We start from the raw sequence: 25173 nt of genomic DNA, 5'->3' as shown, positions 1-25173 counted from the left end.
CGTCAGGCCCTCTCCCGCCCGGCATCGACGAGGACTTCGCGCATGCCGCCGTTGGCGCGCCATTCCCGCAGCAGGGAGTGGAAGGCGACGGGGCCGTCGGCGAAGGATTCGCTGCGTTGCCTGGGCATGCCCTCGTTGTTGTAGTAGCCGGGGGTGCACTCGGCGTGGAACGCGTACACGTCGACGGCGTTCTCATGGATCGTCGCGAGCCACGCCTCCTCGGCCTGTGCGGTCGGCTCGACGTACCGGGCGCCGCGCTTGCGTGCCTCGGCCACCACTTCGGCGACGTGGACGGCCTGTTCGTCGAGGACGTGGACGTAGTTGACGGCACTGGCGTTCTGGAGCGGGCCGAGCTGGAAGAGGTTGGGGAAGCCGTGGCTGTAGAAGCCGTGGAGCGTCCGGGGGCCCTTCTGCCACGCCTCGGTGAGGGTGATGCCCTCCCTGCCGTGTACGGGAAGGCGCCCGGAGGTGATCCCCGACCTGCCGACCTCGAAGCCGGTGCTGAAGATGATGCAGTCGACCTCGTAGGCGGTGCCCCCGACCACGACGGCGTTCTCGGTGATCTCCTCCACGCCGTGGCTGTCGGCGGTGTCGACCAGGGTGACGTTGGACCTGTTGAAGGTCTGGAGATAGCTGTCGCTGAAGGTGGGCCGCTTGCACATGTAGCGGTACCAGGGCTTGAGCAGCTCGGCGACCTCCGGGTCCTCGACGACGGCGTCGACCCGCGCGCGGATCTCGGTCATCTTCCGGAAGTCGGCGAACTCCTCGGCGCGTTCCCGCTCTTCGGGCGGCAGGTCCCGGTAGCCGCCGGTCGGTATCAGCTTCTGCTGCAGGCGGGCGCTGCTGGTCCAGCCGTCGTCGACGAGGTCCTGGTCCGCCGGGCCGCCGGTGACGAGGGAGAGGAAGTTGTCCCTGCGCCGCTGCTGCCAGCCCGGGGTGAGGGATGCGGCCCAGTCGGGGTCGGTGGGGCGGTTGCCGCGCACATCGACCGAGGAGGGTGTGCGCTGGAAGACGAGCAACTCCCGTGCGTCGGCGCCGAGATGGGGTACGCACTGGATCGCCGTCGCTCCCGTCCCGATGAGCGCGACGCGTTTGTCGGCGAGCTTGTGCAGATTCCCGTCCGCACTGCCTCCGGTGTAGGTGTAATCCCAGCGGCTGGTGTGGAACGTGTGCCCTTCAAAGGTCTCGATCCCGGGGATGCCGGGGAGCTTCGCCTGACTCAGCGTGCCACTCGCCGTGACCACGTACCGCGCCCGTATCCGGTCGTCCCGGTCGGTGCGCACGATCCATTCGAACTCACTGTCGTCCCAGCGCAGTTCGGTGACCTGGGTCTGAAAGCAGGCGTCCCGGTAGAGGTCGAAGGCACGGGCCATCGCCTTCGCGTGCTGCCGGATCTCCTCGCCCGGTGCGTACTTCCACTTCGGGACGTAGCCGACCTCTTCCAGCAGCGGCAGGTAGATGTGCGACTCGATGTCGCAGTGGATTCCGGGGTACCGGTTCCAGTACCAGGTGCCTCCGAAGTCCCCGCCCTTCTCGATCACCCGGATCGAGCCCACTCCCGCCTGCCGCAACCGCGCGCCCGCGAGCAGGCCGCCGAACCCGCCCCCGATGACGACGGCATCGACCCGGTCGTGGAGCGGCTCGCGTGCGGGCAACGGCTCGGCGTACGGGTCTTCGTCGTAGTACGCGAACCGGCCGACGGGGCGCTGGTACTGCCCGCCGCCCTCCGGCCGGATCCTACGGTCCCGCTCGGCCCGGTAGCGCGCCCGCAGGGCATCGGGGTCGAACGGGAGGTGCTGCGGGGCGTTGGAGCCGGAGGCGGCGGGTGTGCTGTGCGGGGCGGACAGGGGAATCCACTTCCTTTCGGGGCCGTGATGGGGCGCGGTCACCGGGTCGTTGGAGCAGCGGGAAGTCTCCGGGGGCGTGCTGTGGGGAGAGAGGCCGGCGGTCGAGCCGGCCGGCCGTACCGGCTTGTCGGGTATCCAGGACCCCGGGGCCGGGCAGTCGGGTGCGGGTGCGCCGACAGGCACGCGCCGGGGTGACCGGCCACCGGTCGACCGGACCCCGCGCCATGGCGCCGTTCGTGGTGCGGGGCTACCGGAACCGCTCGGTGGTTCGGGGCTCGGCCGCCATCACGGGTGCTGCGACACAGCGGCGAGCCAGAGCCCTGCGACCGCATCGCTCAGACCGGTCGCGGTCTGCTGCCAGGAGGTCCGCGCGGTGGGACCGCTCTCGGCGAGCGCGCGTTCCCGTTCGGCCACCACGAGCACCACCAGGTGGCGCATCATGTCGCCGCGTTCCACGCGCACTTCGAGCGGAAGGCCGGAGAGGCAGTTGTTGAGGCCCTCGACTGTTCGGACCAGCGAAGGCGAGTGGAGGGACTCGTCCGTCATGATCTCCCGGTAGACGGGGTCGGTCCCGATCTGCGCGTAGAAGCGGCCGAACCAGGAGGGCACGCCGAGGCCGGCGATGTGGTGCACGAAGGGATCCACCATGCAGGCCACCCAGTCGCGCACATCGGTGGAGCCGCAGGCCCGCTCCACCATCTCCGCGCGCATCTGCTCGATCCGCTCGTTGTGCTTGCGCACGATCGCCCTGATCAGTTCGCCCTTGGAGCCGAAGTGGTAGCCGACCGCGGCGTTGTTGCCCTGCCCTGCGGCCTCGCTGACCCGGCGGTTGGATACCGCCGCCACTCCGTGCTCGGCGAACAGCCGCTCCGCCGCCGAGAGCAGCAGCTCCCGCGTCGCGGAGATCCGGGCGGACCTCGCACCGGTGCCCGTCACCGCCGCCACCGCCCCGACGTCTCGCGGGGACCGCCGCTCACGGGCAACTCCCCCGATCGGGGCCCTCGGTGGGCACCCACTCATCTGTGTCACTCACTGCACGGCTTCCGTAGACGCGGCCCCCGACTTCGTCCAGTTAAGCGCCGCCCCGATCTCCAGTCAAGCAACTGACTTAATTGTGCAGGATGCAGACGCGACGGCCGCGCTCGATCCACCAGGAACCGAGCTGAGTTCCGTACGGTTCCGCCGGGACGACCGCCGCACGCGCGACCGACCCGCCGCCGCGGAAAGGGCGGCGCCCCCTCCAACTGAGCATCGGAGCGCCCTGGTTGGATCCATGGCGGCATCAGGTTCCGGAGGCCCCGCGAAGAGTGCGGCCATCGTGCGCGGCAACCCGGCCGACGGAGGGGACGGCCTCATGTGGAGGCGGTGACCGCAGCGCTTCCCCTCGTCTGCCGGCAGGCCGCCGGCACCGCGCCCAGCAGCCCGGGGAAGCGCTCATCGAGATCCTGCTGCCGCAAGCGGTCGAGGCGGCGGTTGCCCTCGATCCGCTGCTCGATCACCCCGGCCTCGCGCAAGACCTTGAAGTGGCGGGTGCGGATGGCTCATGCCGAAGTCCCGACGGGGATCGCCACCCCGCGCTCGCGCAGCTGATGGACGATCTCCACCCGCATCGGTTCGCTGAGCGCTTGCACCACGCCGAACAGGTCGAGCTCAGGCGCTTCGTGCATCGCGTAATCGTCCGAAGGTGATCGCGAGATCACCGGTCTGCTCGCGCTGCTGCCGCGGCGCGCCGGCCATCACTTCGCGCACAAGGTGAGGCCGCAACCTCACGCGGCAACGCCCCGGCCGGGAACTCCCGGAGAGCCCGTGCCGGTCGTCGCACACGTAACGCCTGGCCGTCGCCATGAGGACGGCGCTCGCAACCAGCCTGGCGGTTTATTCCTCCAGGGCTGCCGCGATGCTGTCGAGGTCGGCGAGGAGCGCTGCCATGCGCCGTGGCGGGATCGCCTCGGCCATGCGCTGTTCGACGGCGTAAACAGCGGCCTGGACCGCAGCCAGGCGTGCGCGGCCCTCCTCGGTGAGGTGGGCAGGTCGGGCGCGGCCGTGGTCGGCGGTGGCGGGGCGGGTGATCAGTCCCCCGTCTTGCAAGCCCCGCAGGACGACGTTTCCGGACTGCCGGGTGACGAAGGTTGCGCGGGCGAGGTCGGCATTGGACATGCCGGGATGCAGGGCCAGGAGTTCGAGAGTGGCGTACTGCGGCACGGTCAGCCCGTGCTCGCGCAGGGTCTTGTCCATGGCCCCGCGCAGGGCGGCCTGGGCGCGTTTGAGCAGGTATCCCACGTGTTGGGTGACGTCCTTCGCGGGATGGGGCGGCTCGGGCGATGAATTCTGCAGCATGTCAGCATTTTGACATAGGCGGGCCGCAACCCTACGCTCAGCAATGTCAAAGTCCTGACATTGAGGATCGAGGAAAAGCCATGTCTGTCACCATCGACGGCCCCGACTTCGTCGCCCTGCAGGTGCGCGACCTGAACGCCGCCGCAGCCTTCTGCGAGCAGCACCTCGGCCTGCGCCGAGCCGCGGTCTCGCCACCCCACGCGGTCGTGTTCGACACCAAGCCGATCCCCTTCGCCGTCCGCGAACTCCTCCCGGGCGTCGACCTCGCCGACACCGCACGGCCCGGTCTGGGCGTGGCGCTCTGGTTCGAGACGTCCGACGCCCACAGGCTCCACGACCAGCTCACCGCCGCCGGGGTCACCATCCTCACCCCGGTGACGGACAGCCCCTTCGGGCCGATGTTCTCCTTCGAGGGCCCCGAGGGCTACACGCTCACCGCACACGGAGGCTGACCGTCCCACCGCCGCCCTCGCCCCGGCCGAACCCTTCTCGCCGCCTCCGTCATCCGGTTCCTGGAGGGCTCCCCTCCCGCAAGCCGCAACCTTGAATTCGGCTCGGGCCGCAGTTTCGTGAAGCGCACGGCCGGGCGAGGACGCGGGCCCGGAGGAGTTCGAACGAGGCCCGGCCATACGCGGTTCGCTTGAGCATTCCGACCCGGTCACGTTTCCTTCGACGACGCCGGAACTCCAGCGAAGGGTGAGGTCGGCGGTGACAGTGTCGAGGTCTTGGCGGAGGAAGCCGGCGAAGCCTTGCATCGGCTTCGGGACATCCTGCCCGGCCCGGCGGATCCACTCCGGCAACAGGCATCCGCGCCGGTGACGGCCGCTCGCCGCCGACACCCGCCAGGGCAGGCCCCCGCCGAACTCCACTGCACCGACACCGCCCTGCGGCCGTTCGCAGCGAGGGTCCGCGCCTGCACCACACCCAGCAGCGCTCGCTCTCAGGGCAGCCGCGTACCACTCTCCGTGCGGCACCCGCCGGCCGTCGCACCCGAACCGGCCCCGCCCGTCCTCCCCTTCGGGCGGGGCGTTCCGCAGCTCCAGGTGCCGTCCGCCGATCTTCCGGAGCACCCGCGCTGATAGCGTCTCCGACGTTGTTGAGGGCGTGTCACCTTGCACGCACCGGACGGGGAGGACGAACGCACCATGATGGGTCATTCGCACGCGGTGAGCGGTGCCCTGCTCTTCGCAGGCACCACACCTTTTCTGCCACCGCTGCTGATGCACACCCATCTGGCGCCGCAGGAGATCCTGATGGGCACCGTGCTCTGCGCCGGCGCCGCGCTGCTGCCGGACCTGGACCACCACGACGGCACCATCGCCAACTTCCTCGGCCCGGTGTCCAAGATCCTGTGCCGCTTCGTGGCCTGGCTCTCCGGCGGCCACCGCCACGCCACCCACTCGCTGTTCTTCGTGGCCCTGATGACCGCGGGCACCTGGGCCGGAGTGACATACCTGGGCCGGCCCTTCACGCTCGGCCTGACCTTCTTCCTCCTGGCGCTCGCGGTCCGCGCGCTCAACCTCTGCCCGCCCGGCCACGGCTTCTCCGCCTGGGGCACGATCGTCGCCATGGCCGGGATCGGCACCGCCGTGATCGCCAAGTTCATCCCCTCGGCCCCCGGCTGGCTGCCGTACGCCGTCGGCCTGGGCTGCCTGGCCCATCTGCTCGGCGACTCCATCACCAAACAGGGCGCGCCATGGCTCTGGCCTCTGAGGAGCCGCTACGAGATCGTCATCATCAAGCACAGCGGCAACAAGCTGGAGACGGAAATACTGACCCCGATCATGGGGATCGCCACCGTCGTCCTGCTGTGGTTCACGGCGCTGTCGCCGCACCCCTTCAGCTAGACAGAGCGGTGTCCGACGGGCCGGGAACTGCGGATCCCGGTCTTGAGCCGGGACAGCTCCCGACCTACGGACAAGTCCTGGCGACTGCCGCTCCAGCATCAGCCGACGGAACCGTCGTCATCATGTCCCCGCCGATGGACAACAGTTGCCCCGACGGCCACCGCAGCGGCGCCCGAGGACCCGCCGCACACGGCACCGGGGGCGTCAGTGGCCTCGTCGGCCAACTCCCCCTCAGCTCCCCTCTCAATCGCTGTGGTGGCGCCGCCCCATGCCGCTCCAGGTATGGCAACCAGGCGAGTGCGGCGACGTAGCGGAACACGTCAGCGAGTTCCGCTACGAAGTCGGGCAGACGCTTGCACCCGCCGGTGAAAGCCACTCCTACCTCGGCGTTCACAAGACCGAACTCCAGGACGCCCCTCCCCCTGGAGCGCACCGAGCTGCTCGACGGCGGCACGCTCAGCTTCTCCGCCGCACTCACCGCCACCGCGTCCGCGCCGGTGCATGTGATGTATGCGATCTCCTCAACAACGCAGAGGGGCAAGCCGCGAGAGAACGTGTACTTCCTTCTCCGTGACACCGCCGGGCCGGGCCGGGAACTGCACCTGGCCAAGCCTCACGTACTGCGCTCGACCGCCACGATGAAAGTCGTCCACGGCCCGTACTCGGTCGACCTCCAGGTCAACGGCCGCCGATTCCCGTCCGTCGCGTTCACCGTCCTGGACACGTCGTCCCCGCCCGGCCCCTCCTCCGGCCTGAAGCGCTCCTCCTCAGCGAGGCCGTGGCCATCGCCCGCCGTGGCCCGGCCGGCCCTGCTCGCACCGCCGCCGCCACCCTGTCCGCAACCCCTCGAAGGGGTGACGCGGCCTGATCGAACGAGTTTGAGGCTCGGCCGCCAGAGCCCGCACGCCCCATCCCCGTCATGAGAACTCACGTTCACGAAATGCCCGCGATCGGGCCGTGACGGGACCGGATCCGGCGCGTTTTTAGAGCACCAGTGCCACTTCGCCACCCGATGGAGGACGCATGTATTCCGCTCCCGCCCCTACGCACCAACCTCCTGGAATCGAACGGCAGCTCAGCCCGGTCACGCACAGCGTTGACGGCACCATCAACTCCGCACGACCGGCTACGGGGTGGGCGGCATGAACGACGAGCCCACCGATGCCCCAGCCGGCAGTGTCCCGGGGCCGCGCACCGCCCCTACGCCGTCTCCGCCCGCGACGTTGCCCGCCGGACCGGCGAACGGGCCGGGCACCTCCCCTGAAGAAGCCGAGCAGGGCGCCGCCGAGGAGGGGGCCGCTCCCGGGCCGCAGATGCAGTACGTGGATGTGACCGGTAGTCGTGAAGCGGCCGGCCGGTCGATCCGGATGCGTGACATGGCAAGGCGTCTACCGCAGTTGGTGCGCCGGTCGCTGGCTCTCGCCTGGCGGGTCGACCGGGCGGCGACCGTCGGCCTCCTGGTGTGCCAGGCGGTCACCGGCGTGATGCAGGCCGTGGGCCTGGTCGCGATCAGCGGCACCCTGACCGCGCTGCTGACCAGCGGGGACGTCTACCACCGGCTCCTGCAGGCGTGGCCGTCCGTGGCCCTTCTGGCCGGCGCATCCGGTGTGCGAGCGCTCCTGGGGATCACCGTCAACTGGCTCTCCGCCCGGCTGGGTCCGCTGATGTCGCGGGAGGCCGAGCAGATGCTGCTGACGGGCTGCGCCGAGGTGGAACTGTGCGCGTACGACGAGCCCGACTTCAACCGCGACCGGGAGGCCGCCGACCGCGGAGCGCAGGTCACCGGAGACCTGATCAACGAGGGGCAGGACCTGATCGCGTCGGCGGCCTCCTTCCTCGCCGGCGCCGTCGTGCTGGCAGGGGTGCACTGGGTCCTCCTTCCGCTCCTGGTGGCGGCCAGCCTGCCGCAGGCCCTGGCCCAGGTCAGCGCCGCCCGGGTGCGCTACCTGGCGAACCTGCGCAGCAACGGCGACAACCGGATGCTGTCGGTGCTGCGTTGGCACATTTTCACCAGGGATGCCGCCGACCAGATCCGCGCGGGCACCATGGCCGCCTTCCTGTCCGGCCGGTACCGGCAGACGGTCGCCCGGATCAACCGCGAGGACCGGGCGGCGGCCGACAAGGGGGCCCGCATGTCCCTGGTCGGCGCGCTGTGCGGAGGCGTGGGGTCGGCGGTCGTGTGGGCCGCGGTCGTGTGGCTGCTGGCGACCGGCCGCATCAGCGTCGGGCACGCCGGGACGGCCGTCTTCGCCCTCCAGACGGTAGGGCAGTCGGTACGCGGACTGGTGGCCGTCGGGGCGCGAGCCGTGCGCACCGGGCTGTACATGGACGACTGGAGCGGATTCCTGGACAAGGCCGGCGGCTTCCGCATGAGCCGGGGCCTGCATCGGCCCCAGCCGCCGGAGAAGATCGAGATCAGGTCGGTCTCCCACCGCTACGCCGGGAAGGACCACAACGCGCTGTCCGACGTCTCGCTCACCCTGCGCCGCGGCGAAGTCACCGCCCTGGTCGGCTTCAACGGCTCGGGGAAGTCGACGCTGTCGAAGCTGGCCAGCGGCCTGTATCTGCCCACTGCCGGGCAGGTGCTGTGGGACGGTGTCCCCACCGGCGACGCCGACCCGCAGGCACTGTGGCAGCAAGTGGCCCTGGTTCCACAGGACTACGCGCACTGGCCCCTGACGGTCCGCGAGAACATCACCCTCGGACAGCCCTCGCCGCGTGGCGATACTGCGGTGCATGAGGCGTGCGAGGCCGCCGGCGCCGACGAGGTCGTCGACAAACTCGGCGCCGGTCTTGACACCCTGCTCGCCCGGGAGTGGCTCAACGGCGAGGAGCTGAGCGGCGGCCAGTGGCAACGTATCGCGCTCGGGCGGGCGTTCTTCCGCGAGGCGGGGCTGCTGGTACTCGACGAGCCGACCGCCAACCTGGATCCGCGCGCCGAGTACCGGATCTTCCAGCGGCTGCGGGACCTGGCACGGGATCGGGCAGTGCTGCTGGTGACCCACCGCATCACCAACGTCGCCGTGGCCGACCGGATCGTCGTCCTCGACGAGGGAAAGGTCGTACAGGAAGGCACCTACCAAGAACTCGCCCAACAGCCCGGCCTGTTCCAGCAGTTGCTGTCCTACCAGGTCACCTCCGACGCAGCCCGGAGTGGCGGCAGGCAGCACGAGGCGCGCGCATGAGCCGCCCCGGTGGAACCGGCGTCCGAGCCCTGAGCCCGCTTCACCCACCCCGTGAGCAAGACGACCGCCCGCCGACCTTGAGGTGATGACGTGCCGCCCGCCCCGTCCCACATCCGCAGCACCATCGAGGCGTATCTCCAGCGCCACCCGCACGAACGCGCCGGCCTGTCAGCACTGCTGGACGGCCTGGCCCGGTCCACCGACCTGACCAGCCGCGCGGCCTTCCCCGGGCACGTCACGTGCAGTGCCGTCGTCATCGACCGTGACCGCCGCGTACTGCACATCCACCACCGGGCCAGCGGTCTGACCCTCACAACTGGAGTACGCGCGGGTTCGAGGAAGACCTCAGTCAGCATGCCGACGTGTAGCGGCAGGTCAGACGTGCAGGTGCCGCCACATCGATGCCGTACTGGAATCTCGGCCGAACTCCTGAAATCCAGGATTCACTCCTGTAATCTCACCGTCTGTGTCGGAATCCAGGAGCCCCCTCACCCTCGTGCCGCCCGCGGCTGGACAGGCCACCGCGGCCGGGCCTGATCTTGGCGCGACCGGTCCTGGCCTGGCCGATGTGGTGCTGCTGCAGCGGCGTGCGGATGCGCAGGTCTCCACAGAGGACGAGGAGCGGTTCTTCATCGACACGCTGGCGGAGTACCAGTGGTCTCGCGATGTGGCGGGGCTTGCGGCCTCAACGCTGGAGAACTTGATCCGACCCGTCATCGAAGTCTGCGACTACTACCACCTGCCGCCGTGGCGGATCACACCGCGGCATGTAGATCAGTATTTCGCCGGGCCTGGCAAGCGGGCGGGCGCGACGGTGCGCCAGAAGATGACGCGGATCGATCACTACTACGCGTTCCTGGAACAGCGCTATGGCAGGGAGGTGTTCCGGCGGTTCGGCGCGGTCGTCGAATCGCCCGTCGATCCGTTCAACCGGCCGGCGCACCGCGGTGACTACACCCAGCGGATCCCGCCGTCGGCCCGGGCGATCCGTGAGTTCTTCGCAACCTGGCGCGCGGATCTGCCGAACTCCAGGAAGTTCGCAGTGGCCTGCCGCGACTACGCGATGGCGAAGCTGGCGTACATATCCGGGGTGCGGGCCTCGGAGTTGTGCGGGATGACGATGAGCGACCTGCACTGGGAGTCCGGATCGTTTGGGCGGTTCGAGGTCATGGGCAAGGGTGCCCGTCGTTCCGGGCCGCGGCCTCGAGAGGCGTACATGTTCGCCACCGGCCGCGAACTGCTGTGGTGGTACGTCGAGGGTGCGACATGAAGTCGCTCAACATCAGTGGAGGAATCAAGAGGCAGATAACTCCCCGGCCAAGTAGTCACACGGCCGGTTCCCTAAGTCGGGTGCGGTCCTGGTAACGGGGTCGTGCTAAGCCGACTGACACGAAGCCCAAGGGGCTGCGGGCCATTCGCAGCCAACAGGCACGGGAAAGCTCAAGTGGGTGAACGCAAGTGAACCTCCGATGAGGCTTCGTCATACCAAGGTCGCGCAATGGCATTTGTTCGGCGACTGAAGGGCCTGGCGTTGGAAAGCGCGAGGTGGCCACCTGCCCCTTCTTGCAGGCGGCTTGACTACCACTGGCCCCGGAGTATAGGAGGCACCCTCCTTGAGCGCATCTGAGCGGAGCGGAACATGGAAATCCCGTACGGGTCCGGCCCCGCGGCCGGTAGACCGAAGGCAACGACGGTGAACTCCTGTGCGGGGAAGGATGACCCAAGAAGCGAATGCTGCCAGGGCGAAAGCCCACGGGAAAGCGCAGGCTGCGGAGCCTCATCCGCTGCGTATAACCGGGCAGATACCGGCCTCGATGGCCGATCCCGAAAGGGAGCCCACGTGGGTCAGGTGGATCTTTGAAGAGGCGAAGCGAAATGTCAGCACCGAAGTGCAAATTAGACGCGGCAACGGCAAGGGAAGCAGTAATCGCGACCCTCGATCGTGAGCCAGCGAATGGAGCTTCGGACGTCTCTGATGCGCAGTACTGGCACAGCGTCAACTGGCCAGCAGCAGAGGGGCACGTACGACGTCTTCGACAGAGAATCTTCAAGGCTACGCAGGATGGCGACCTCAAAAGAGTTCGCAATCTTCAGCGACTGATGCTCAAGTCTCACTCGAACACGCTCGTCAGCGTAAAGAGGGTGACGATGCAGAGCGTCGGACGACGAACAGCTGGAATCGATGGCGAGAAAGCTCTCAATCCGTCCGCCCGAGGGCGCGTGGTGAAGGAGCTGGCTTCCGTCTCGGCCTCGAAATCCAAGCCTGTTCGCCGGGTGTATATCCCTAAAGCGAATGGAACGATGAGGCCGCTCGGTATTCCCGTCGTCAGGGACCGAGCCCAGCAGGCGAGGGTGAAGAACGCTCTAGAGCCTGAATGGGAAGCGCGCTTTGAAGGAGCCAGCTACGGCTTTCGGCCTGGGCGTGGATGCCACGATGCGATCGAGAAGATCTTCCGGACCGTCTCGACCCGCAAGTCGCGGAAACCCTGGGTGCTGGACGCTGACCTCGCGAGCGCGTTCGATCGAATCGACCATGAGCAACTACTAGGGACGTTGGGCTGCTTCCCCGCCAGGGACGCGATCCAGCGATGGTTGAAGGCCGGCGTGATGGACAGGGGGCGATTCGCACCCACTGAGGAGGGAACTCCCCAGGGCGGCGTGATCAGTCCGCTGCTACTCAACGTCGCGCTGCACGGCATGGAGGAGGCTCTGGGGCGTCGGGCAGGAATGCACCGTATGACGCTCCAGAAGTTCCCTCGCCCGGTGCGGTACGCGGACGACTTCGTAGTGTTTTGCCACTCGGAGGAGGAAGCGGAGAATGTGAAGCTCTTGCTTTCAGAATGGCTGACGCCGAGAGGGCTTACCTTCAACGAGCAGAAGACCCGGGTGGTCAAGCTCGAAGACGGATTCGACTTCTTGGGGTTCAACGTTCGGAAGTACGACGGCAAGCTGATCATCAAACCGAGCCGGGACTCCATCCGCAGGATCAAGCGGGAGATGAACACAAGGGTCAAGGCCCTTCGGGGAGCTCCCGTCGAACAGGTTGTCAGAAACCTAAACCCCCTGATCAAGGGATGGGCCACCTACTACAGAGGAGTCGTCTCCACGGAGACTTTCGCCTCACTCGACCACCATGTATGGCGGTTGACGTGGAAGTGGGCCCGATGGCGCCACCCCAAGAAGTCCAAGGCATGGATCGTGGACCGCTACTGGGGGAAGTTCCATCCCCAGCGGAACGACCGCTGGGTATTCGGCGACAAGGACACGAACAGATACCTGTACAAGTTCGCTTGGACCAGGATCGTGAGGCACATCCCTGTAAAGGGGACAGCATCGAAAGATGATTCCAGCCTCTCGGAGTACTGGGCCAGCCGCACGCGGAAGCGCAAGCACCCACAGGCAGACGGCCCCAATGTCTACCTGGCTGCGCGACAGAAGGGGCTATGTCCTCTGTGCGGTTTGGACTTGATCGCGGGAGCGGGCTACGAGCCGGACGACGTGCGCGAATGGGCACGCTGGTTCGACGCTAAAGCCCGAACCCTCAACAGGCATCACGTCGTATACCGAAGCCGAGGTGGTTCGGATGACCGCTCGAACTTGGTCCTCATCCACACGGAATGCCACCGCCAGCTTCATGCTCGCGATGGCGGTCCGAACCCGGAGAGGAATACCTGCATGTAGGCCCTGGGGATCTGCTTGAGCCGTGTGCGTCGACGAGGCGCACGCACGGTTCTGAGGGGGGCCTCGCCTTGAGAGGGGCGGGGCCTACCCGACAGGTTCGCGGTTCGTTCTGCGACGACCCGGAACACCCGTTGGCGCCGGTGTGGCCATCGGAGCGACTGCCAGGGAACGTCGCGATGCTCAACGTGAAGGTGGCCCCCGCAGTGACTCCGTCGACCTTCCGGAAGGCCGTGGGCAGGGCCTCCGACCGGTATCTGACCGGCCCGGTGTCCGGACTGCATCCGCATCTTCTACGGCATGCCTGCGCGACGCACTACTACGAGTCGGGCATGTCGCTGTGGGAGGTTCAAAAGGTCCTTGGACACGAATGGACCACAACCACGGTTCGATACGTAAGAACGGCTCAGGGAGATCCCGAGCTGGCCAGCATGCAGGCGGCCAACCGTGCGGTACAGCGTCTGCAGGTGGACAAGGGGAGTTTGCGGTGAAGTGGAAGCTGCGCTGGGCGGCAGCGGAACGTGATATTTGGCGTCCGTCGGATCTGCTGGTGGCGTTCCGGCAGGTCGGGTTCAGCCCGTCGCTGAGCAAGGTCGCGGCGATGTGGAGTGGGAAGCCGGTCACGGTGCGCCTGGACGACCTGGATCGGATGTGTGCCGCGCTGGGCTGCCAGGTCTCCGACCTCCTGGAGGCCGAGCCGCACGAGGTGCAGTTGCCGGCCGACGTCGAGCAGACGCCGAAGGCGGTCGGCTCGGAGAGCTCCGGTGCAGTGCGTCCGGTGCCTCGCGCCGGACGCTCGCCGCGGTCACTGCCGCCCAACTGAGGATGGGGACACGGCCGAAGCGTCCGAAGCGACCAGGACGCGTGGGGCACTGCTCTGGCTGCCTGGGGTGGGGCTGGCTGGTGCAGCCGCCGTACTGTTCGCCGTGCCACCAGACCAGGTCGAAGCCGGGTCGTCGCGAAGGCGCCTGTCGACGCTGTGACCGGGTGTGGTTCGTCAATCCGGAAGACCTGTGCCGGCCCTGCGTCGAGGAGGTCGTTGCCACTGACGCCGACTGGTACTTCAGCCCGCCCTCAACCCCCCGGCCGGTGCAGCTCACTCTGATCTTCCAGGGGCTGCCCAAGCGTCAGGCACAGCCGTTTGGACCCTACCGGAAGCACTCCGACGGCCGTTATCAACTCCCGACGTGGGCACGGGCACAGCGGCCCGCTCCGATCGCCGACGATCCACGCGTCCTGCCGCCCGCTATTCCCGGGCAGCTTGCCCTCTTCGAGTGCCGCGGACGTATCAGCATCGACTTCGCGAGCCGAATCCGTGACCGTCCGACCCTTGGCCTGGACGCCGTCGAGCCTGCACTGGCCGAGTTCATCGCAGAGCGCAGCTACACCAACTGGTGGCTCCCGGTTGCCCGCGACGTCGTGCGCCTTGCCCTTGCACTGGCCGCGGCGGAGGGCAAGACGCTGGTCGACGACGCCGTCCTGGCCTGCATGCCGCGGTTCGCCGGCGCCGCCGCCGAGGCCCTGCGTCGCTCAGGACTGCTCGACCCGGATTGCGAGCTGCGTCCGGCCCCACGCGGGCCAACAGTCTTCGCGGGGCGCGAACCTCGAAGCTGCGCGCTCTGCGGCGCCTTCGGCGGCACCGCAGAGATGTGTGCGGCCTGCCGGGCTTGGGCACTGAGCCGCCCTGACTCCGCCGGCGTCTGTGGGCGCTGTCAGCATCCTGCACTGGCCATACGCGATGGCTGGTGCCGCACCTGTCTCCTGCACGTCCAGGAGCAGGGCATCGACGCTCACGGCACCGACTGGTGCCAGCTATGGCTCGCCGACAGCGCCGTCGGGCTGTCCGAACGTCCCATCCAGCTGAGCTGGCGACGCACCGAGCCCTCTTCCCCCACCGACAGGAAAGCGATCGCCGCCCGCACGTCCGTCGGCCTCTCGCCCCACCTGCTCGTTCCTGGACAAGGCGAACTGTTCAAGGTCCGGCGGAACTGGGTGAACGCGCGGACGACGCTGGAGAGCTATGCCTTGTCACCAGCGGCAGCCAGCATGCTGGATCGGTTCAAGCGCCACGGCCAGGAGCACGGCTGGAGCAGCGAGAACCTCTCCACAGCGGCCAAAACCCTTCGCATCCTGTTCGGATGGCTCGGCAACGCGGCCCCGATCCCCGAGCAGGACATCAGGCTCCTCAACGAAGTGGGACTGCGGACCCGCAGGGTGCTGCGATTCTTGGCCGACAACAGCCTGGTCATCCCCGATACCGCGCGCCAGAGCGAGCCACGTGAACATGCCTCGCACCGCATCATCGCCAGCCTGCCGTCCAGCATCGTCCCAGAGATCGAAGAGTGGGTCGTGCTGCTGCGAAGGGAAGACCGCAACGGCCGGCCCCACGCCCGCTACGCCACGATCAGGAACTACCTCACCTATGCCCACCCGGCCCTGGTCGAGTGGGGGCGACGCTACCGGACACTGCGCGAGGTGACCCCGGCCGACGTCGACGCCGCAATCGAAGCTCAAGCGGGCGAGGCGGCACGCCACATGGGGATCGCGCTCCGCAGTATCTTCCGCACGCTCAAGCGCAACAAGACCATCTTTCGCGACCCCACCCGCGGCATCGTCGTGCCTCACGGCCCCACACGGCCACCGCGCACGCTCCCCAGCGATATGGTCTCCGGGCTCATCGACCGCGCGACCGGAGCCGCTGATCGCCTGGCCGTGGCTCTCGTCGCGATCCACGCGGTCGGCCAACGCGAACTCACGCGCATCCTCGTCGACGACCTGTCCGTGAGCCGCAGCCGCTTGCTCATCCGGCGCCGCCACGCACTTCGCGTCATCCACCTCGACGAGGTCACCGTCAGCCTCCTCAACCTGTGGCTGCACGAGCGATACCGCCGCTGGTCCGCAACGCGCAATCCGCACCTGTTCATCAGCCAGCAGACCGCCGCAGAGACCGGGCCCGTCAACGCCTTCTACCTATGGCGCATATTCGAGCCACTGGGCATCAACCTCACCCAGCTGCGACGCGATCGCATCGTCGACGAAGCCCGCGCCACCGTCGATCCAGTCCACCTCATGCGAGTGTTCGGCATCACCGCCGACACTGCGCTGACCTACATCTACGCCGCCCATCCGGATAAGCGCCCCGACCGGCTTCACTGACAGCAACGGCCTCGGGCCTACAACCTGCTGCGCATGTTCGGACGCGACGGCCGCGTGGCACGAGACCGGTCGAGGCCGACGAAGTACTCAATCATCGGCCAGAGCCATGAGGAATCGAGTCTCTGCGTCGTCCCGCCCCGCACACATTCTGGGTACCGCGATGAGGGCGGCCAGGGCTCGGCACCAACCCAGCACACGACGAGGAGACATGCCAGGAACCAGCGCCGCCAGCTCCTCGACCCTCTGCTCCAGCACGGCTGGATCCGCAACCCCTTCAAGCACCCAGTCCACAGCGTCGAAGTCCGGGTCGCCCCACGTCGGCCTCGGATCAATTGCCACCATGCGGGCGCCCGGACCAGACAGCACGTTGGCCGGATGGAGATCACCATGCACGAGTCCCACAGGCCCATTGCCCGCGAGTTCCAGGGCAGCCGATCGCGCCTGCCGAAGCACCTCAGAGGCAGCCGGATCGTTCACGTCGCCCGCTGCCAGCCTGCGGTCGGTCAAATCAAACACGAAGTCGACGCGGTGTGAGAGAAGCCCCAGTGCCGAGTGCTCACCCGGCGCGGGAGCAGAGGCCCGCAGGTCCCGCAGCAGCGCCGCGACCTCGGCCAAATTCCATGCACGCTGGCTCACTTGAACTCCCGGCTGCACGTCCTCCAGCAGCAGGGCCCCGACGGCCAGATCCTGCGCCAGCAGCGTGACAACCGAGGGCGTCTTCGCCCAGGCCCGCAGAGCTTCGGCTTCCTCCCGGGCAATCTCTGGCTCCGGCGTGAGTTTCAGCCACGCCGAGGCGCCGGTGTCCCGCGTGAAGCAACGGAACACCCGCGAGGTGCCTCCTCCACCTGCCGCGACAATCGTCAGATCCCAGCGGGCAGCGAGTTCGTCCACGAGAGCCGGCAACTCATCACACCAGGCCAGCACGTCAGCTCCGAACCGAACGACGAGCCGGTCCCGAACCTCTGGCGCGACGCAGACCAGCTCTTTCAACTTGTCTCCCGCGGGTAGTAGATGCAGTCTTCGCGCATCCTAAGACCACGGTCCGTGCACGTCCCACAACATTGCAATCGTCACAGAGCGTGAAGAGTGATCTCGTCGAACCATCCCGCACAGCACCCAGGATTATCGACGATGACCACCTGACCGCCGCCATAAGCCCAGAGGAACCCACCGCAGCCTCGACTACTCTGCAGAACCTGACGCGCGTGTTTCTCGCTCACACCCTCCAAGATTCCACGAACCCGCGCGGGGGCCCCGGCGGCCACGTCGAGCCGACCGATACGACGCTGCTCGCCACAGCCCTGCGAGAGGTGGGCGAAGAGGCCGGGATCCAGCCCGGCGATCTGTGCCTGACCCCGCAACTGCTCGACACCCCGGTCGACATCGACGCGGCCCCGGCCAGGGGCGAGCCCGCTCACCGGCACTACGACTTCCGGTTCGTCTTCTACCTGGCCCACGAAGAACCCGGGATCGCCCTCCAGGACGAGGAGGTCTCGGGAGCTGAATGGCGCTCCTTCGGCCAGGTCGGCTCGCCGGCGCTCCGGGCGAAGCTGCTGAACGGCGGGCTCGACGGCCGGCCGCGGCCGGTGAACGCCTCGGCGATGATCTTTGACGATGCGGGCCGGTATCTGCTGCACCTGCGCGACAACTATCCCCACATCTGGGAACCGGGTTCCTGGGCGCTGCTGGGCGGCGGCCGTGAACCGCAGGACCAGTCGCCGCTCGACACGATCCGGCGCGAACTGGCCGAGGAAGCCCCGGGGATCGGTCCACTGGACCTGGAGCCCCTCGCCGTGGACAAGGCAGTCGGCGCCGACGGGCTGTGCGTGCCCGTCCAGGTGTACACCGCGCGCTGGAGCGGTGACGCCGACGGGGTCGGTCTGACCGAAGGGGTGCAGTTGCGCTGGTTCGCCCCGGAGATGCTGGACCGGCTGGTGATGTGCGGCCCGACCCGCGAGCTGGTGCTCCGGCACGCGGCAGAGCACGGCGCCTGCGCCTCCGGCAAGGAGCACTTCCCGGGCGGGCCCCGCGACAGCGCGCTTCCCGTGGATGCCTCTTCCGTGGCGACCATGGATGCTTCCTTCGCGGCGACCATCCGGCGGCTCGCCCGGCGGTTCACCACGCACGACGAGGAGCGGGGACTGAGCGAGCCGGAGCAGTGGACGCTACAGATCCTGAAGATCGCCGAGGAGACCGGGGAAGCAGCGCAGGCGGTCATCGGCGCGCGCGGCACCAACCCCCGCAAGCCCGCCTCCACCTGGGGCGACGTGCACGCCGAGGTCGCGGACGTCGCCCTCACCGCCCTGGTCACGCTGGCCCGGATGCGCCCCGGCGACGCCGAGACGTACCTACGGCAGCAACTGTCCATCAAGGCCGCGCAGTTCCTCCCGGACGGCGCCGCTCCGCAGCCGTGAGCACGGCCGCACCCGACCGACAGCCGACGCACGGAGCACGATGGACACCACCGCCCTCCGGGACCAGCCCCGGCCCGCCCCACGATGGCGCAGGAGGAGTGCGTCCGCTCCCGGCACGTCATGTGGGTGGTAACGGCTGGTAGCAGCTCTTGCCGCCACGATGGCCGGTCGGCTATGCGCGGTATGCCTCGATGCCGCTGGCCAGGATCAACTCCTGCATCAACTCCCGCCCCCGGGCCGGCTGATCCCCCCACGGGGTCCAGCCGTGGCCGGCCGGGCAGACCAGCCGCACCGGATCGTCCCACGCGCCCATTGCCGTCCACCCCCGGTCGGCATCGCACTGCGGACAGCGCAACGGTGCCCCACCGCGGGCAGGCACGTGCGGGCTGACGGGGACGCTCCCCTCCTGCGAAACCGCTTCGTAAGCTGTCTCCGCCGTCGGGTCAACACCCCACACCACGATGGGCTGAGCCACCTCGATCACCCAGTAATCGCCCACACCGTCGCTCACGTCCCGCTCCCCACCTGACGGCCTCCACTATCCCAGCCATGGACGCCCCACGCCCACCTCCCCAGCTGCCGTTCGCACACAGCGGTGCGATGTCGAGAGCGGGCGATCGTGTCCTCCAGCACCCGCCGGAGGACACCGGTGGAGATCGGTACCCGTCTTGGCGCGATCCGGGGTCTGTTCATGGCCCACGGTGTGATGATGCAGGTATGACGGGGTGGCAGCGCACGGCGTGGTGGTCGTTGGCGGTTGCGGGAGCGGTGGCCGCGGTCGCGTTGACGGTGCTGGCGGTGGTCGGGGATCTGGGCACGGCCGACCAACTCGGCAGCGTGGCAGGGTCGGTGGCGGGGCTCATCTCGCTGGCCGTATCGGTCTACGCCCTGGTCCGCACCCCTGCGACGGCGCCTGCCGCCCGGGTGGCTGCGCAGGGCGGTTCGAACGCCGCCGGCGGGAGCATCCGCAACGCCGCAGCTCACGACAGCGCCCCCACTCCCCCCGCCCCGTCACAACCGGGTGGGGGGATCTCGGCGAGCGGTGGGTCCAACGCGGCAGGCGGGGACATCGAAGGCACCACCGCACACCGGGGTCCTTGATGCCGCTGTTCGGCCGCGGCCGGGAGGTTGATGCCGCCCCCGCGTCCCGGGTTGAGGCGAGCAGAGGCGCGAATGCCGCCGGCCGCGACCTCATCAACTCCGTCGCGCAGCACATCGAGCACGGCGTCGTCCTGCCGCCGGAGGCGTACGGACCCCTCGCTGACGTTGCCGCACCCGCCCGCCTGAGCAACGTCCCTCGCACGCAAGGGTTCGTCGGGCGGACCGAGCAGCTCGACCATCTCGACGCTGCCTTTACGGCTCCGGGTGAGGTCGTGGTCCAGGCCGTGCACGGTCTGGGCGGCATCGGCAAGTCCTCCCTCGCCGCCCACTGGGCCACCCACCGCTTCACCGGAAACCCCTGCTGGTGGATCACCGCCGACAGCCGCCCCTCCGTCGAAGCCGACCTCGCCGAACTGGCCCGCGCCCTCCAGCCCGCCCTGATCGGACTCCCCGAAGAAGCCCTCGTCGAGCGCGCGTTGCAATGGCTCGCGGCGCACGAGGACTGGCTGATCATCCTGGACAACGTCGACCGCCCCGACGACATCCGTCCCCTCATCGACCGCGTCCCGTCCGGCCGGTTCCTGATCACCACCCGCCGCGCCACCGGCTGGCACCACACCGCCACCGCCCTGCGCCTCGACGTCCTCGACCGGCCCGAGGCCGTAGACCTCTTCACCGGCATCCATCCGCACCCCGCCGACCGGGACGGCGTCGCCGAGCTGTGCGCGGAACTCGGGCACCTGCCCCTGGCCGTGGAACAGGCCGCCGCCTACTGCGCCGAAACCCACCTCACCCCCCGCGCCTACCTGGACCTGTTCACCGCGTCACCGGCGCACATGTTCGCCGAGGCCGCCGAAGGCACCGACGCGGCACGCACCATCGCCCGGGTCTGGCGCCTCACCCTCGACCGCCTCGCCGACACCCCGCTCGCCGGCGACATCCTCCGCCTGATCGCCTGGTACGCACCCACCGGAATCCCCCGCAGCCTGCTCGACGACTGCGCACCGGCCCCCGCTGTGCACAAGGCCATCGGCCGCCTGACCGCCTACAGCATGATCACCACCGCCGACGACGGCACCCTCGGCATCCACCGCCTCGTCCAAACCCTCGCCCGCACCCCCGACCCCGACGACCCCCACCGGCAGACCACCGACATCGACCACGCACACGACCAGGCCACCCTCCGCCTCGAAGGCGCGTTCCCGCACGCTCAGAGAACGCCGGAGGTGTGGCCGCGGTGCCGCGAACTCCTGCCCCACGCCAATGCCCTCACCGGCCACACCCCCACTCGGCATGACGTCGAGGCCACGGCCCGCCTGCTCCTGAAAGCCGGCGCCTTCCTACAGGAACAGGGCATGAACAACCATGCCGCGCAGCATCTCCACCGCGCTGTGGACGACCGCCAACGGTTGCTGGGCGACGATCACCCGGACACCCTGACCGCCCGCAGCAACCTCGCCGGCGCCTACCAGTCGGCAGGCGACCTGCAACAGGCCGTCCCTCTCCTCCAACGCACCCTCACCGACATCGTCAGAGTCCTGGGCAACGACCACCCCCACACCCTGATCACCCGCAACAACCTCGCCCACGCCTACCAATCGGCAGGCCACCCGCAACAGGCCATCCCCCTCCTCCAACGCACCCTCACCGACATCGTCAGAGTCCTGGGCAACGACCACCCCCACACCCTGATCACCCGCAACAACCTCGCCCACGCCTACCAATCAACAGGCCACCCGCAACAGGCCATCCCCCTCCTCCAACACACCCTCACCGACCACGAACGGATCCTGGGCAACGACCACCCCGACACCCTGACCACCCGCAACAACCTCGCCGGCGCCTACCAGACGGCAGGCCACCCGCAACGGGCCATCCCCCTGTCCGAGCGGACCCTGACCGACAGCCTTCGCGTCCTGGGTGGCGATCACCCCGACACCCTGACCGCCCGCAGCAACCTCGCCAGCGCCTACCAGTCGGCAGGCGACCCGGAACAGGCCATCCCCCTCCTCCAACAGACCCTCACCGACCGCGCACGAATCCTGGGCAACGACCACCCCCACACCCTCACCACCCGCAACAACCTCGCCCACGCCTACCAATCAACAGGCCACCCGCAACAGGCCATCCCCCTCCTCCAACGCACCCTCACCGACCGCGCACGAATCCTGGGCAACGACCACCCCGACACCCTGGCCTCCCGCAACAACCTCGCCGGCGCCTACCAGGCCGCGGGCGACCCGGAGCGGGCCATCCCCCTCTTCGAGCGCACCCTGACCGACAGCGAACGGATCCTGGGTAACGGCCACCCCCACACCCTGATCACCCGCAACAACCTCGCCAGCACCTACCAGTCGGCAGGCGACCCGGAACAGGCCATCCCCCTCTTCGAGCACACCCTGACCGACAGCCTTCGCGTCCTGGGCGAGGATCACCCCGTAACGAGAGCCGCGCGCACGAACCTGGAACACGCTCGGTCAAGATGACCAAGTGCGGCGCTCCGCAGGATCGGTGCTACGCAGCGCCAGAGGTCGGTCAACGGCAAAAAGACTGATCGGGAAGAGATCGACAGCCGCCTTGGCAGGCAAAATCCCCGCGCCACTCACCGCCTTCGCGGACGGTAGGCCGCCCGCCCCGATCGCCCTCATGGTGCACGCCGGCCTCTTGGCGTGGAGCCGCTGCTTGCCGCCATCGCTCCCACGTTTCGGCATCGGCGTGCTGGAGGCGATCAGCGTCCGTTGCCCGCAGCAGACTGACCGCCCGACGGCACGAGATCGGACGCAGCGCCCGCAGCCCCTCGGCGAAGGCAGGGCCGAGCGCTACGGCCAGGGCTCCCATGCGCCGGGCGTAGATCAGGCACAGCATCTGCGCCGAGTCGGCACCGGTGGTGGCGGTGCTCACCTCTGCTTCCCATGAAAGGCCGGCGTCGTCGGTCGGGGTTTCGCGTGGCGTCAGACTGCGGTCCTCCACCAACGCGACCTCGACGCCGTCATCGCCGGCCTTGCATGACCGTGGAACTCCGGCGCCATGGAGGCCATGTCAACCGGATCAAGATGCTCAAGCGTCAGATGTTCGGCCGCGCAGGGTGCGAACTCCTCCGCAGACGAGCCCTCTTGGCCCGACCGAGCATCACCGGACCACAGGAAAGTGGACCAGAGCCGCCACTCGGCTCTTCACGTACAGAGTCAGGTGCCGATGCTCGGCGGGGCGGAGCGCCGCGAAGTGGCTGTGCGGGTCCGGAAGCCGGGAGTTCCGGGACGGCGGCATGCACGACGTGGCTCTCCCCTTCGCTCCGTACACGGCCCTCGCCCGTGAACTCCCGGCTCTCCAGGGGCGCTCCTCAGTGGCCCGTATGGTTCCCCGCCCACACCGTGGGAGTTCGGCCCGACCACGGGCTTGCCTGTTCGAGTTGTCCAGCGAGGCGGAAGAGGCGGCCTTCGAGCCCGTAACCGGCAGCGAACTGCATACCGATCGGGAGCCCCGTCTCGGCGTCGGCCGCCACCGGCACGGACATGGCGGGCGTGCCCGCGACGTTGAACGCCATGGTGAACGGCGACCGGTCGTTGACGCGATCGATCCAGCCAAGGCCGTCCAGCGCCTCTGCGCCCTCGTCACAGGCGCCCAAGGGCATGGGAAGCTCCGGCAGGGTCGGGGTGAGCAGTATGTCGTGAGCGTCGAAGTACCGTGCCAGGCTTCGGGCGACCCGGTTCCGGATCGCGAGAGCGGTGACGAACTGGGCACCACTGACCCGCTGCCCGTAGTGGTAGCCGGCAAGGGTCACCGGCTCGACGGTCGAGGAGTCGATGGGCCGGTCGAAGGCGGCAGCCAGCTCATCGACCGAGGCCGTGAGATTCGCCGTCAACAGACGGGCGTTGGCCAGGACGAACTCCTCCCAGTCGACCCCGAGGCCGACCTTGACCTCCTCGACCTGGTGGCCGAGGGATGCGAGCAGGCGCACGGTGCGCGAGAGGGCGTCGGCCACTGGCGCGGTGGTGCGGCGCCCGCCCCATGCCTGGGTGAGGACACCGATCCGCAACGAGCCCGGGGGGCGGGTGACTTCCTCCGCGTAGGGCCGATACGGCTGCTGGGCGAAGTAGGGGTCGCCCGGTTCCGGGCCGCGGATCTGGTCGAGCAGTGCCGCACTGTCGCGCACTGTGCGGCTGACGCTGCCGTGCACGGCCAGGCCGTTGAAGATTTCGTCGACATCGGGGCCCATGGAGACCCGGCCACGGGTGGGCTTCAACCCGAAGAGGCCGTTATAGGCGGCGGGGATGCGGAGCGAGCCGGCGGCGTCGGTGGCGTGTGCGATCGGGACCACCCCGGCAGCGACAGCCGCGCCCGCGCCTCCACTGGATCCGCCCGCACTACGCTCCAGGTTCCATGGGTTGCGGGTCGCGCCGTACAGCACCGGTTCCGTCGTGATGCTGTAGGCCATCTCCGGTGTCGCGGTACGTCCGAACGTCACGAGGCCGGCGCGACGGAAGCGCAGCATCAGGGAGGAGTCGACGCCGGCGACGTTGCCGACGGCGAGACGGCTGCCCAGCTCCATCCGCCTCCCGGCCATGGGGACTCCGAGGTCCTTGATCAGGAAAGGGACTCCGGCCAGCGGTGTGCTGCCGGAGTGGGGCTCGTCGTCGGCCGGCCACGTCTCCACGATGGCGTTGATCTGCGGATTGACCGCCCGCGCGGCCTCACGTGCGGCTGCTTCCAGTTCGGCGGGGGTCACCTCGCCTTTGGCCACCAGCTCCGCGAGCCCGACCCCGTCGAAGCTCACGTATTCGGTAACTCTCACTGTCACTCCCAGCGGAAAGAACGATACCGTTCGGCGCCTAACGATACCCATCGGTATCGTGCGGAACGGACTGGTACCGTAGCAGGGGGTGAGAGGCCCCACAACGGACCGGAGATCACGGAGCAGTCATGGCATCGACCGCCAGAAGGCCGAGCAGGGTGGCGAAACTACCGCCTCGTGAGCGCATCCTCGACGCGGCGGAAGAGCTCTTCCAAAGCGAGGGGATCCGGCGGGTGGGCGTCCAGGCAATCGCCGAGCGGGCCGAGACCACCAAAATGGCGATCTACCGGCACTTCGAAACCAAGGACGCACTGGTCACGGAGTGGCTGCGGATCGTCGCCGCCGACTACCAGGCGGCCTTCGACCGGGTCGAGGCCGAGTATCCCGGCCGGCCCAGGGAACAGATCCTGGGCCTGGCCCGCTTCATCGCCGAGGGGCTGCCCGCGATCTCGCACCGGGGCTGCCCGTTCATCAACTCCATCGCCGAGCTGCCCGACCGCTCCCATCCCGCACGGCAAGTGATCGAGAAGCACAAGGCTCACCAGACCCGCAGACTGGTCGGCATGTGCACCGAGGCCGGGCTGCCCGACCCCGAGCAGGTCGCGGCCGAGATCACCTTCGCACTCGAAGGCGCGCAGGTCAGCACGCAGAACGGAAGCATCGATCAGGCGGGGGCTCGACTGATGAGAATCATCGAGGGGATCATTGATCGGCACCGCTCCCCCCTCGACGCATCCCGGGCGACGACCGACTGACCGCCCCGCACCCGCGCCTCCCCTACCGAGAACCGGGAACGCGTCCGCCCAAGTCCACCGG

At 68.7% G+C, this 25173-nt stretch carries 22 protein-coding genes; 13 read left to right on the top strand and 9 right to left on the bottom strand.

Translation table 11 applies throughout. The annotated features are described in order from the left end of the window. Positions 1 to 2: 2 nt before the first annotated feature. The 5 genes from LIU39_RS22205 to LIU39_RS22190 all read right to left on the bottom strand — a co-directional run bounded on the left by LIU39_RS22205 (position 3) and on the right by LIU39_RS22190 (position 4184). Positions 3 to 1847: a flavin-containing monooxygenase gene (locus tag LIU39_RS22205; RefSeq protein WP_227048596.1), complete on the bottom strand. Its 1845-nt coding sequence runs from the start codon at positions 1845 to 1847 to the stop codon at positions 3 to 5. Positions 1848 to 2132: 285 nt separating this feature from the next. Then, positions 2133 to 2783 carry a TetR/AcrR family transcriptional regulator gene (locus tag LIU39_RS22200; RefSeq protein ID WP_227048580.1) on the bottom strand — a complete coding sequence of 217 codons (651 nt, stop codon included), beginning with the start codon at positions 2781 to 2783 and terminating at the stop codon, positions 2133 to 2135. A gap of 416 nt (positions 2784 to 3199) precedes the next feature. Then, positions 3200 to 3346, bottom strand: coding sequence for a hypothetical protein (locus LIU39_RS22195; protein ID WP_227048579.1), 147 nt, complete (start codon positions 3344 to 3346; stop codon positions 3200 to 3202). 42 nt (positions 3347 to 3388) lie between these two features. Then, positions 3389 to 3514 (bottom strand): hypothetical protein, encoded by a 126-nt coding sequence (locus LIU39_RS35010; protein ID WP_264483109.1) that lies wholly within the window; start codon positions 3512 to 3514, stop codon positions 3389 to 3391. Between the two features lie 208 nt (positions 3515 to 3722). Then, the gene (locus LIU39_RS22190) at positions 3723 to 4184 is read right to left on the bottom strand and encodes a MarR family winged helix-turn-helix transcriptional regulator (RefSeq protein ID WP_227048578.1); all 462 of its coding nucleotides are present in this window, start codon (positions 4182 to 4184) and stop codon (positions 3723 to 3725) included. Between the two features lie 80 nt (positions 4185 to 4264). Between LIU39_RS22190 and LIU39_RS22185 the strand changes: the two genes are divergently transcribed. The 9 genes from LIU39_RS22185 (at position 4265) to LIU39_RS22150 (ending at position 16050) form a co-directional block, all read left to right on the top strand. After that, complete coding sequence (locus LIU39_RS22185; RefSeq protein WP_227048577.1) at positions 4265 to 4636, top strand: VOC family protein; 372 nt, start codon at positions 4265 to 4267, stop codon at positions 4634 to 4636. 693 nt (positions 4637 to 5329) lie between these two features. Further along, positions 5330 to 6031, top strand: coding sequence for a metal-dependent hydrolase (locus LIU39_RS22180; protein ID WP_227048576.1), 702 nt, complete (start codon positions 5330 to 5332; stop codon positions 6029 to 6031). A gap of 365 nt (positions 6032 to 6396) precedes the next feature. Beyond that, positions 6397 to 6954: a YhaZ family DNA alkylation repair protein gene (locus LIU39_RS35815; RefSeq protein WP_505016423.1), complete on the top strand. Its 558-nt coding sequence runs from the start codon at positions 6397 to 6399 to the stop codon at positions 6952 to 6954. A gap of 390 nt (positions 6955 to 7344) precedes the next feature. After that, complete coding sequence (locus tag LIU39_RS22175; RefSeq protein WP_227048595.1) at positions 7345 to 9216, top strand: ABC transporter ATP-binding protein; 1872 nt, start codon at positions 7345 to 7347, stop codon at positions 9214 to 9216. Between the two features lie 568 nt (positions 9217 to 9784). Then, positions 9785 to 10486, top strand: coding sequence for a tyrosine-type recombinase/integrase (locus LIU39_RS22170; protein WP_308409406.1), 702 nt, complete (start codon positions 9785 to 9787; stop codon positions 10484 to 10486). A 605-nt stretch (positions 10487 to 11091) separates the two neighbouring features. Continuing rightward, the gene (gene ltrA / locus LIU39_RS22165) at positions 11092 to 12897 is read left to right on the top strand and encodes a group II intron reverse transcriptase/maturase (protein WP_227048575.1); all 1806 of its coding nucleotides are present in this window, start codon (positions 11092 to 11094) and stop codon (positions 12895 to 12897) included. A gap of 176 nt (positions 12898 to 13073) precedes the next feature. Then, the gene (locus LIU39_RS22160) at positions 13074 to 13385 is read left to right on the top strand and encodes a tyrosine-type recombinase/integrase (protein WP_227048574.1); all 312 of its coding nucleotides are present in this window, start codon (positions 13074 to 13076) and stop codon (positions 13383 to 13385) included. Next, entirely contained in the window at positions 13382 to 13717 is a 336-nt protein-coding gene (locus LIU39_RS22155; protein ID WP_093802085.1) for a helix-turn-helix domain-containing protein, read from the top strand. The genes LIU39_RS22160 and LIU39_RS22155 overlap by 4 nt, the downstream gene beginning before the upstream one ends. Positions 13718 to 13881: 164 nt before the next feature. Beyond that, complete coding sequence (locus tag LIU39_RS22150) at positions 13882 to 16050, top strand: hypothetical protein (protein ID WP_227048573.1); 2169 nt, start codon at positions 13882 to 13884, stop codon at positions 16048 to 16050. 87 nt (positions 16051 to 16137) lie between these two features. Here the strand turns inward: LIU39_RS22150 and LIU39_RS22145 are convergent, their stop codons facing one another. Then, positions 16138 to 17040 carry an aminoglycoside phosphotransferase family protein gene (locus tag LIU39_RS22145; RefSeq protein ID WP_227048572.1) on the bottom strand — a complete coding sequence of 301 codons (903 nt, stop codon included), beginning with the start codon at positions 17038 to 17040 and terminating at the stop codon, positions 16138 to 16140. 215 nt (positions 17041 to 17255) lie between these two features. On the opposite strand from LIU39_RS22145, the gene LIU39_RS35320 reads away from it, so the two are divergent. After that, positions 17256 to 18464, top strand: coding sequence for an NUDIX domain-containing protein (locus LIU39_RS35320; RefSeq protein ID WP_308409405.1), 1209 nt, complete (start codon positions 17256 to 17258; stop codon positions 18462 to 18464). A 172-nt stretch (positions 18465 to 18636) separates the two neighbouring features. Here LIU39_RS35320 and LIU39_RS22130 read toward each other — a convergent pair whose 3' ends face one another. Then, the gene (locus tag LIU39_RS22130) at positions 18637 to 18975 is read right to left on the bottom strand and encodes a hypothetical protein (protein ID WP_227048571.1); all 339 of its coding nucleotides are present in this window, start codon (positions 18973 to 18975) and stop codon (positions 18637 to 18639) included. Between the two features lie 206 nt (positions 18976 to 19181). Here LIU39_RS22130 and LIU39_RS22125 point away from each other — a divergent pair, with 206 nt between their 5' ends. Beyond that, entirely contained in the window at positions 19182 to 19565 is a 384-nt protein-coding gene (locus LIU39_RS22125) for a hypothetical protein (protein ID WP_227048570.1), read from the top strand. Continuing rightward, positions 19565 to 22051 (top strand): tetratricopeptide repeat protein, encoded by a 2487-nt coding sequence (locus LIU39_RS22120; RefSeq protein ID WP_227048593.1) that lies wholly within the window; start codon positions 19565 to 19567, stop codon positions 22049 to 22051. Before LIU39_RS22125 ends, LIU39_RS22120 begins: the two co-directional genes overlap by 1 nt. A 49-nt stretch (positions 22052 to 22100) precedes the next feature. On the opposite strand, the gene LIU39_RS22115 is transcribed toward LIU39_RS22120, so the two are convergent. Together LIU39_RS22115 and LIU39_RS22110 are read right to left on the bottom strand one after the other, a co-directional pair. After that, entirely contained in the window at positions 22101 to 22535 is a 435-nt protein-coding gene (locus LIU39_RS22115) for a hypothetical protein (RefSeq protein WP_227048569.1), read from the bottom strand. 370 nt (positions 22536 to 22905) lie between these two features. Beyond that, positions 22906 to 24357: an amidase gene (locus LIU39_RS22110; RefSeq protein WP_227048568.1), complete on the bottom strand. Its 1452-nt coding sequence runs from the start codon at positions 24355 to 24357 to the stop codon at positions 22906 to 22908. 128 nt (positions 24358 to 24485) lie between these two features. Between LIU39_RS22110 and LIU39_RS22105 the strand changes: the two genes are divergently transcribed. Then, a complete protein-coding gene (locus LIU39_RS22105; protein WP_227048567.1) occupies positions 24486 to 25112 on the top strand; it encodes a TetR/AcrR family transcriptional regulator in 627 nt (208 codons plus the stop codon). The last annotated feature ends 61 nt before the right edge of the window (positions 25113 to 25173 follow it).

This window comes from Streptomyces pinistramenti, assembly GCF_020564935.1.
Taxonomy (GTDB): Bacteria; Actinomycetota; Actinomycetes; order Streptomycetales; family Streptomycetaceae; genus Streptomyces; species Streptomyces pinistramenti.
This window is presented reverse-complemented; position numbering and strand designations above follow the sequence as displayed.

What these genes read in the sequence shown, in the direction of transcription:
- LIU39_RS22125 (WP_227048570.1), top strand. Translation starts at nt 19,182, where the DNA reads ATGACGGGGTGGCAGCGCACGGCGTGGTGGTCGTTGGCGGTTGCGGGA.
- LIU39_RS22160 (WP_227048574.1), top strand. Translation starts at nt 13,074, where the DNA reads ATGCTCAACGTGAAGGTGGCCCCCGCAGTGACTCCGTCGACCTTCCGG.
- ltrA (WP_227048575.1), top strand. Translation starts at nt 11,092, where the DNA reads ATGTCAGCACCGAAGTGCAAATTAGACGCGGCAACGGCAAGGGAAGCA.
- LIU39_RS22185 (WP_227048577.1), top strand. Translation starts at nt 4,265, where the DNA reads ATGTCTGTCACCATCGACGGCCCCGACTTCGTCGCCCTGCAGGTGCGC.
- LIU39_RS22190 (WP_227048578.1), bottom strand. Translation starts at nt 4,184, where the DNA reads ATGCTGCAGAATTCATCGCCCGAGCCGCCCCATCCCGCGAAGGACGTC.
- LIU39_RS35010 (WP_264483109.1), bottom strand. Translation starts at nt 3,514, where the DNA reads ATGCACGAAGCGCCTGAGCTCGACCTGTTCGGCGTGGTGCAAGCGCTC.
- LIU39_RS22175 (WP_227048595.1), top strand. Translation starts at nt 7,345, where the DNA reads ATGCAGTACGTGGATGTGACCGGTAGTCGTGAAGCGGCCGGCCGGTCG.
- LIU39_RS22105 (WP_227048567.1), top strand. Translation starts at nt 24,486, where the DNA reads ATGGCATCGACCGCCAGAAGGCCGAGCAGGGTGGCGAAACTACCGCCT.
- LIU39_RS22120 (WP_227048593.1), top strand. Translation starts at nt 19,565, where the DNA reads ATGCCGCTGTTCGGCCGCGGCCGGGAGGTTGATGCCGCCCCCGCGTCC.
- LIU39_RS22180 (WP_227048576.1), top strand. Translation starts at nt 5,330, where the DNA reads ATGATGGGTCATTCGCACGCGGTGAGCGGTGCCCTGCTCTTCGCAGGC.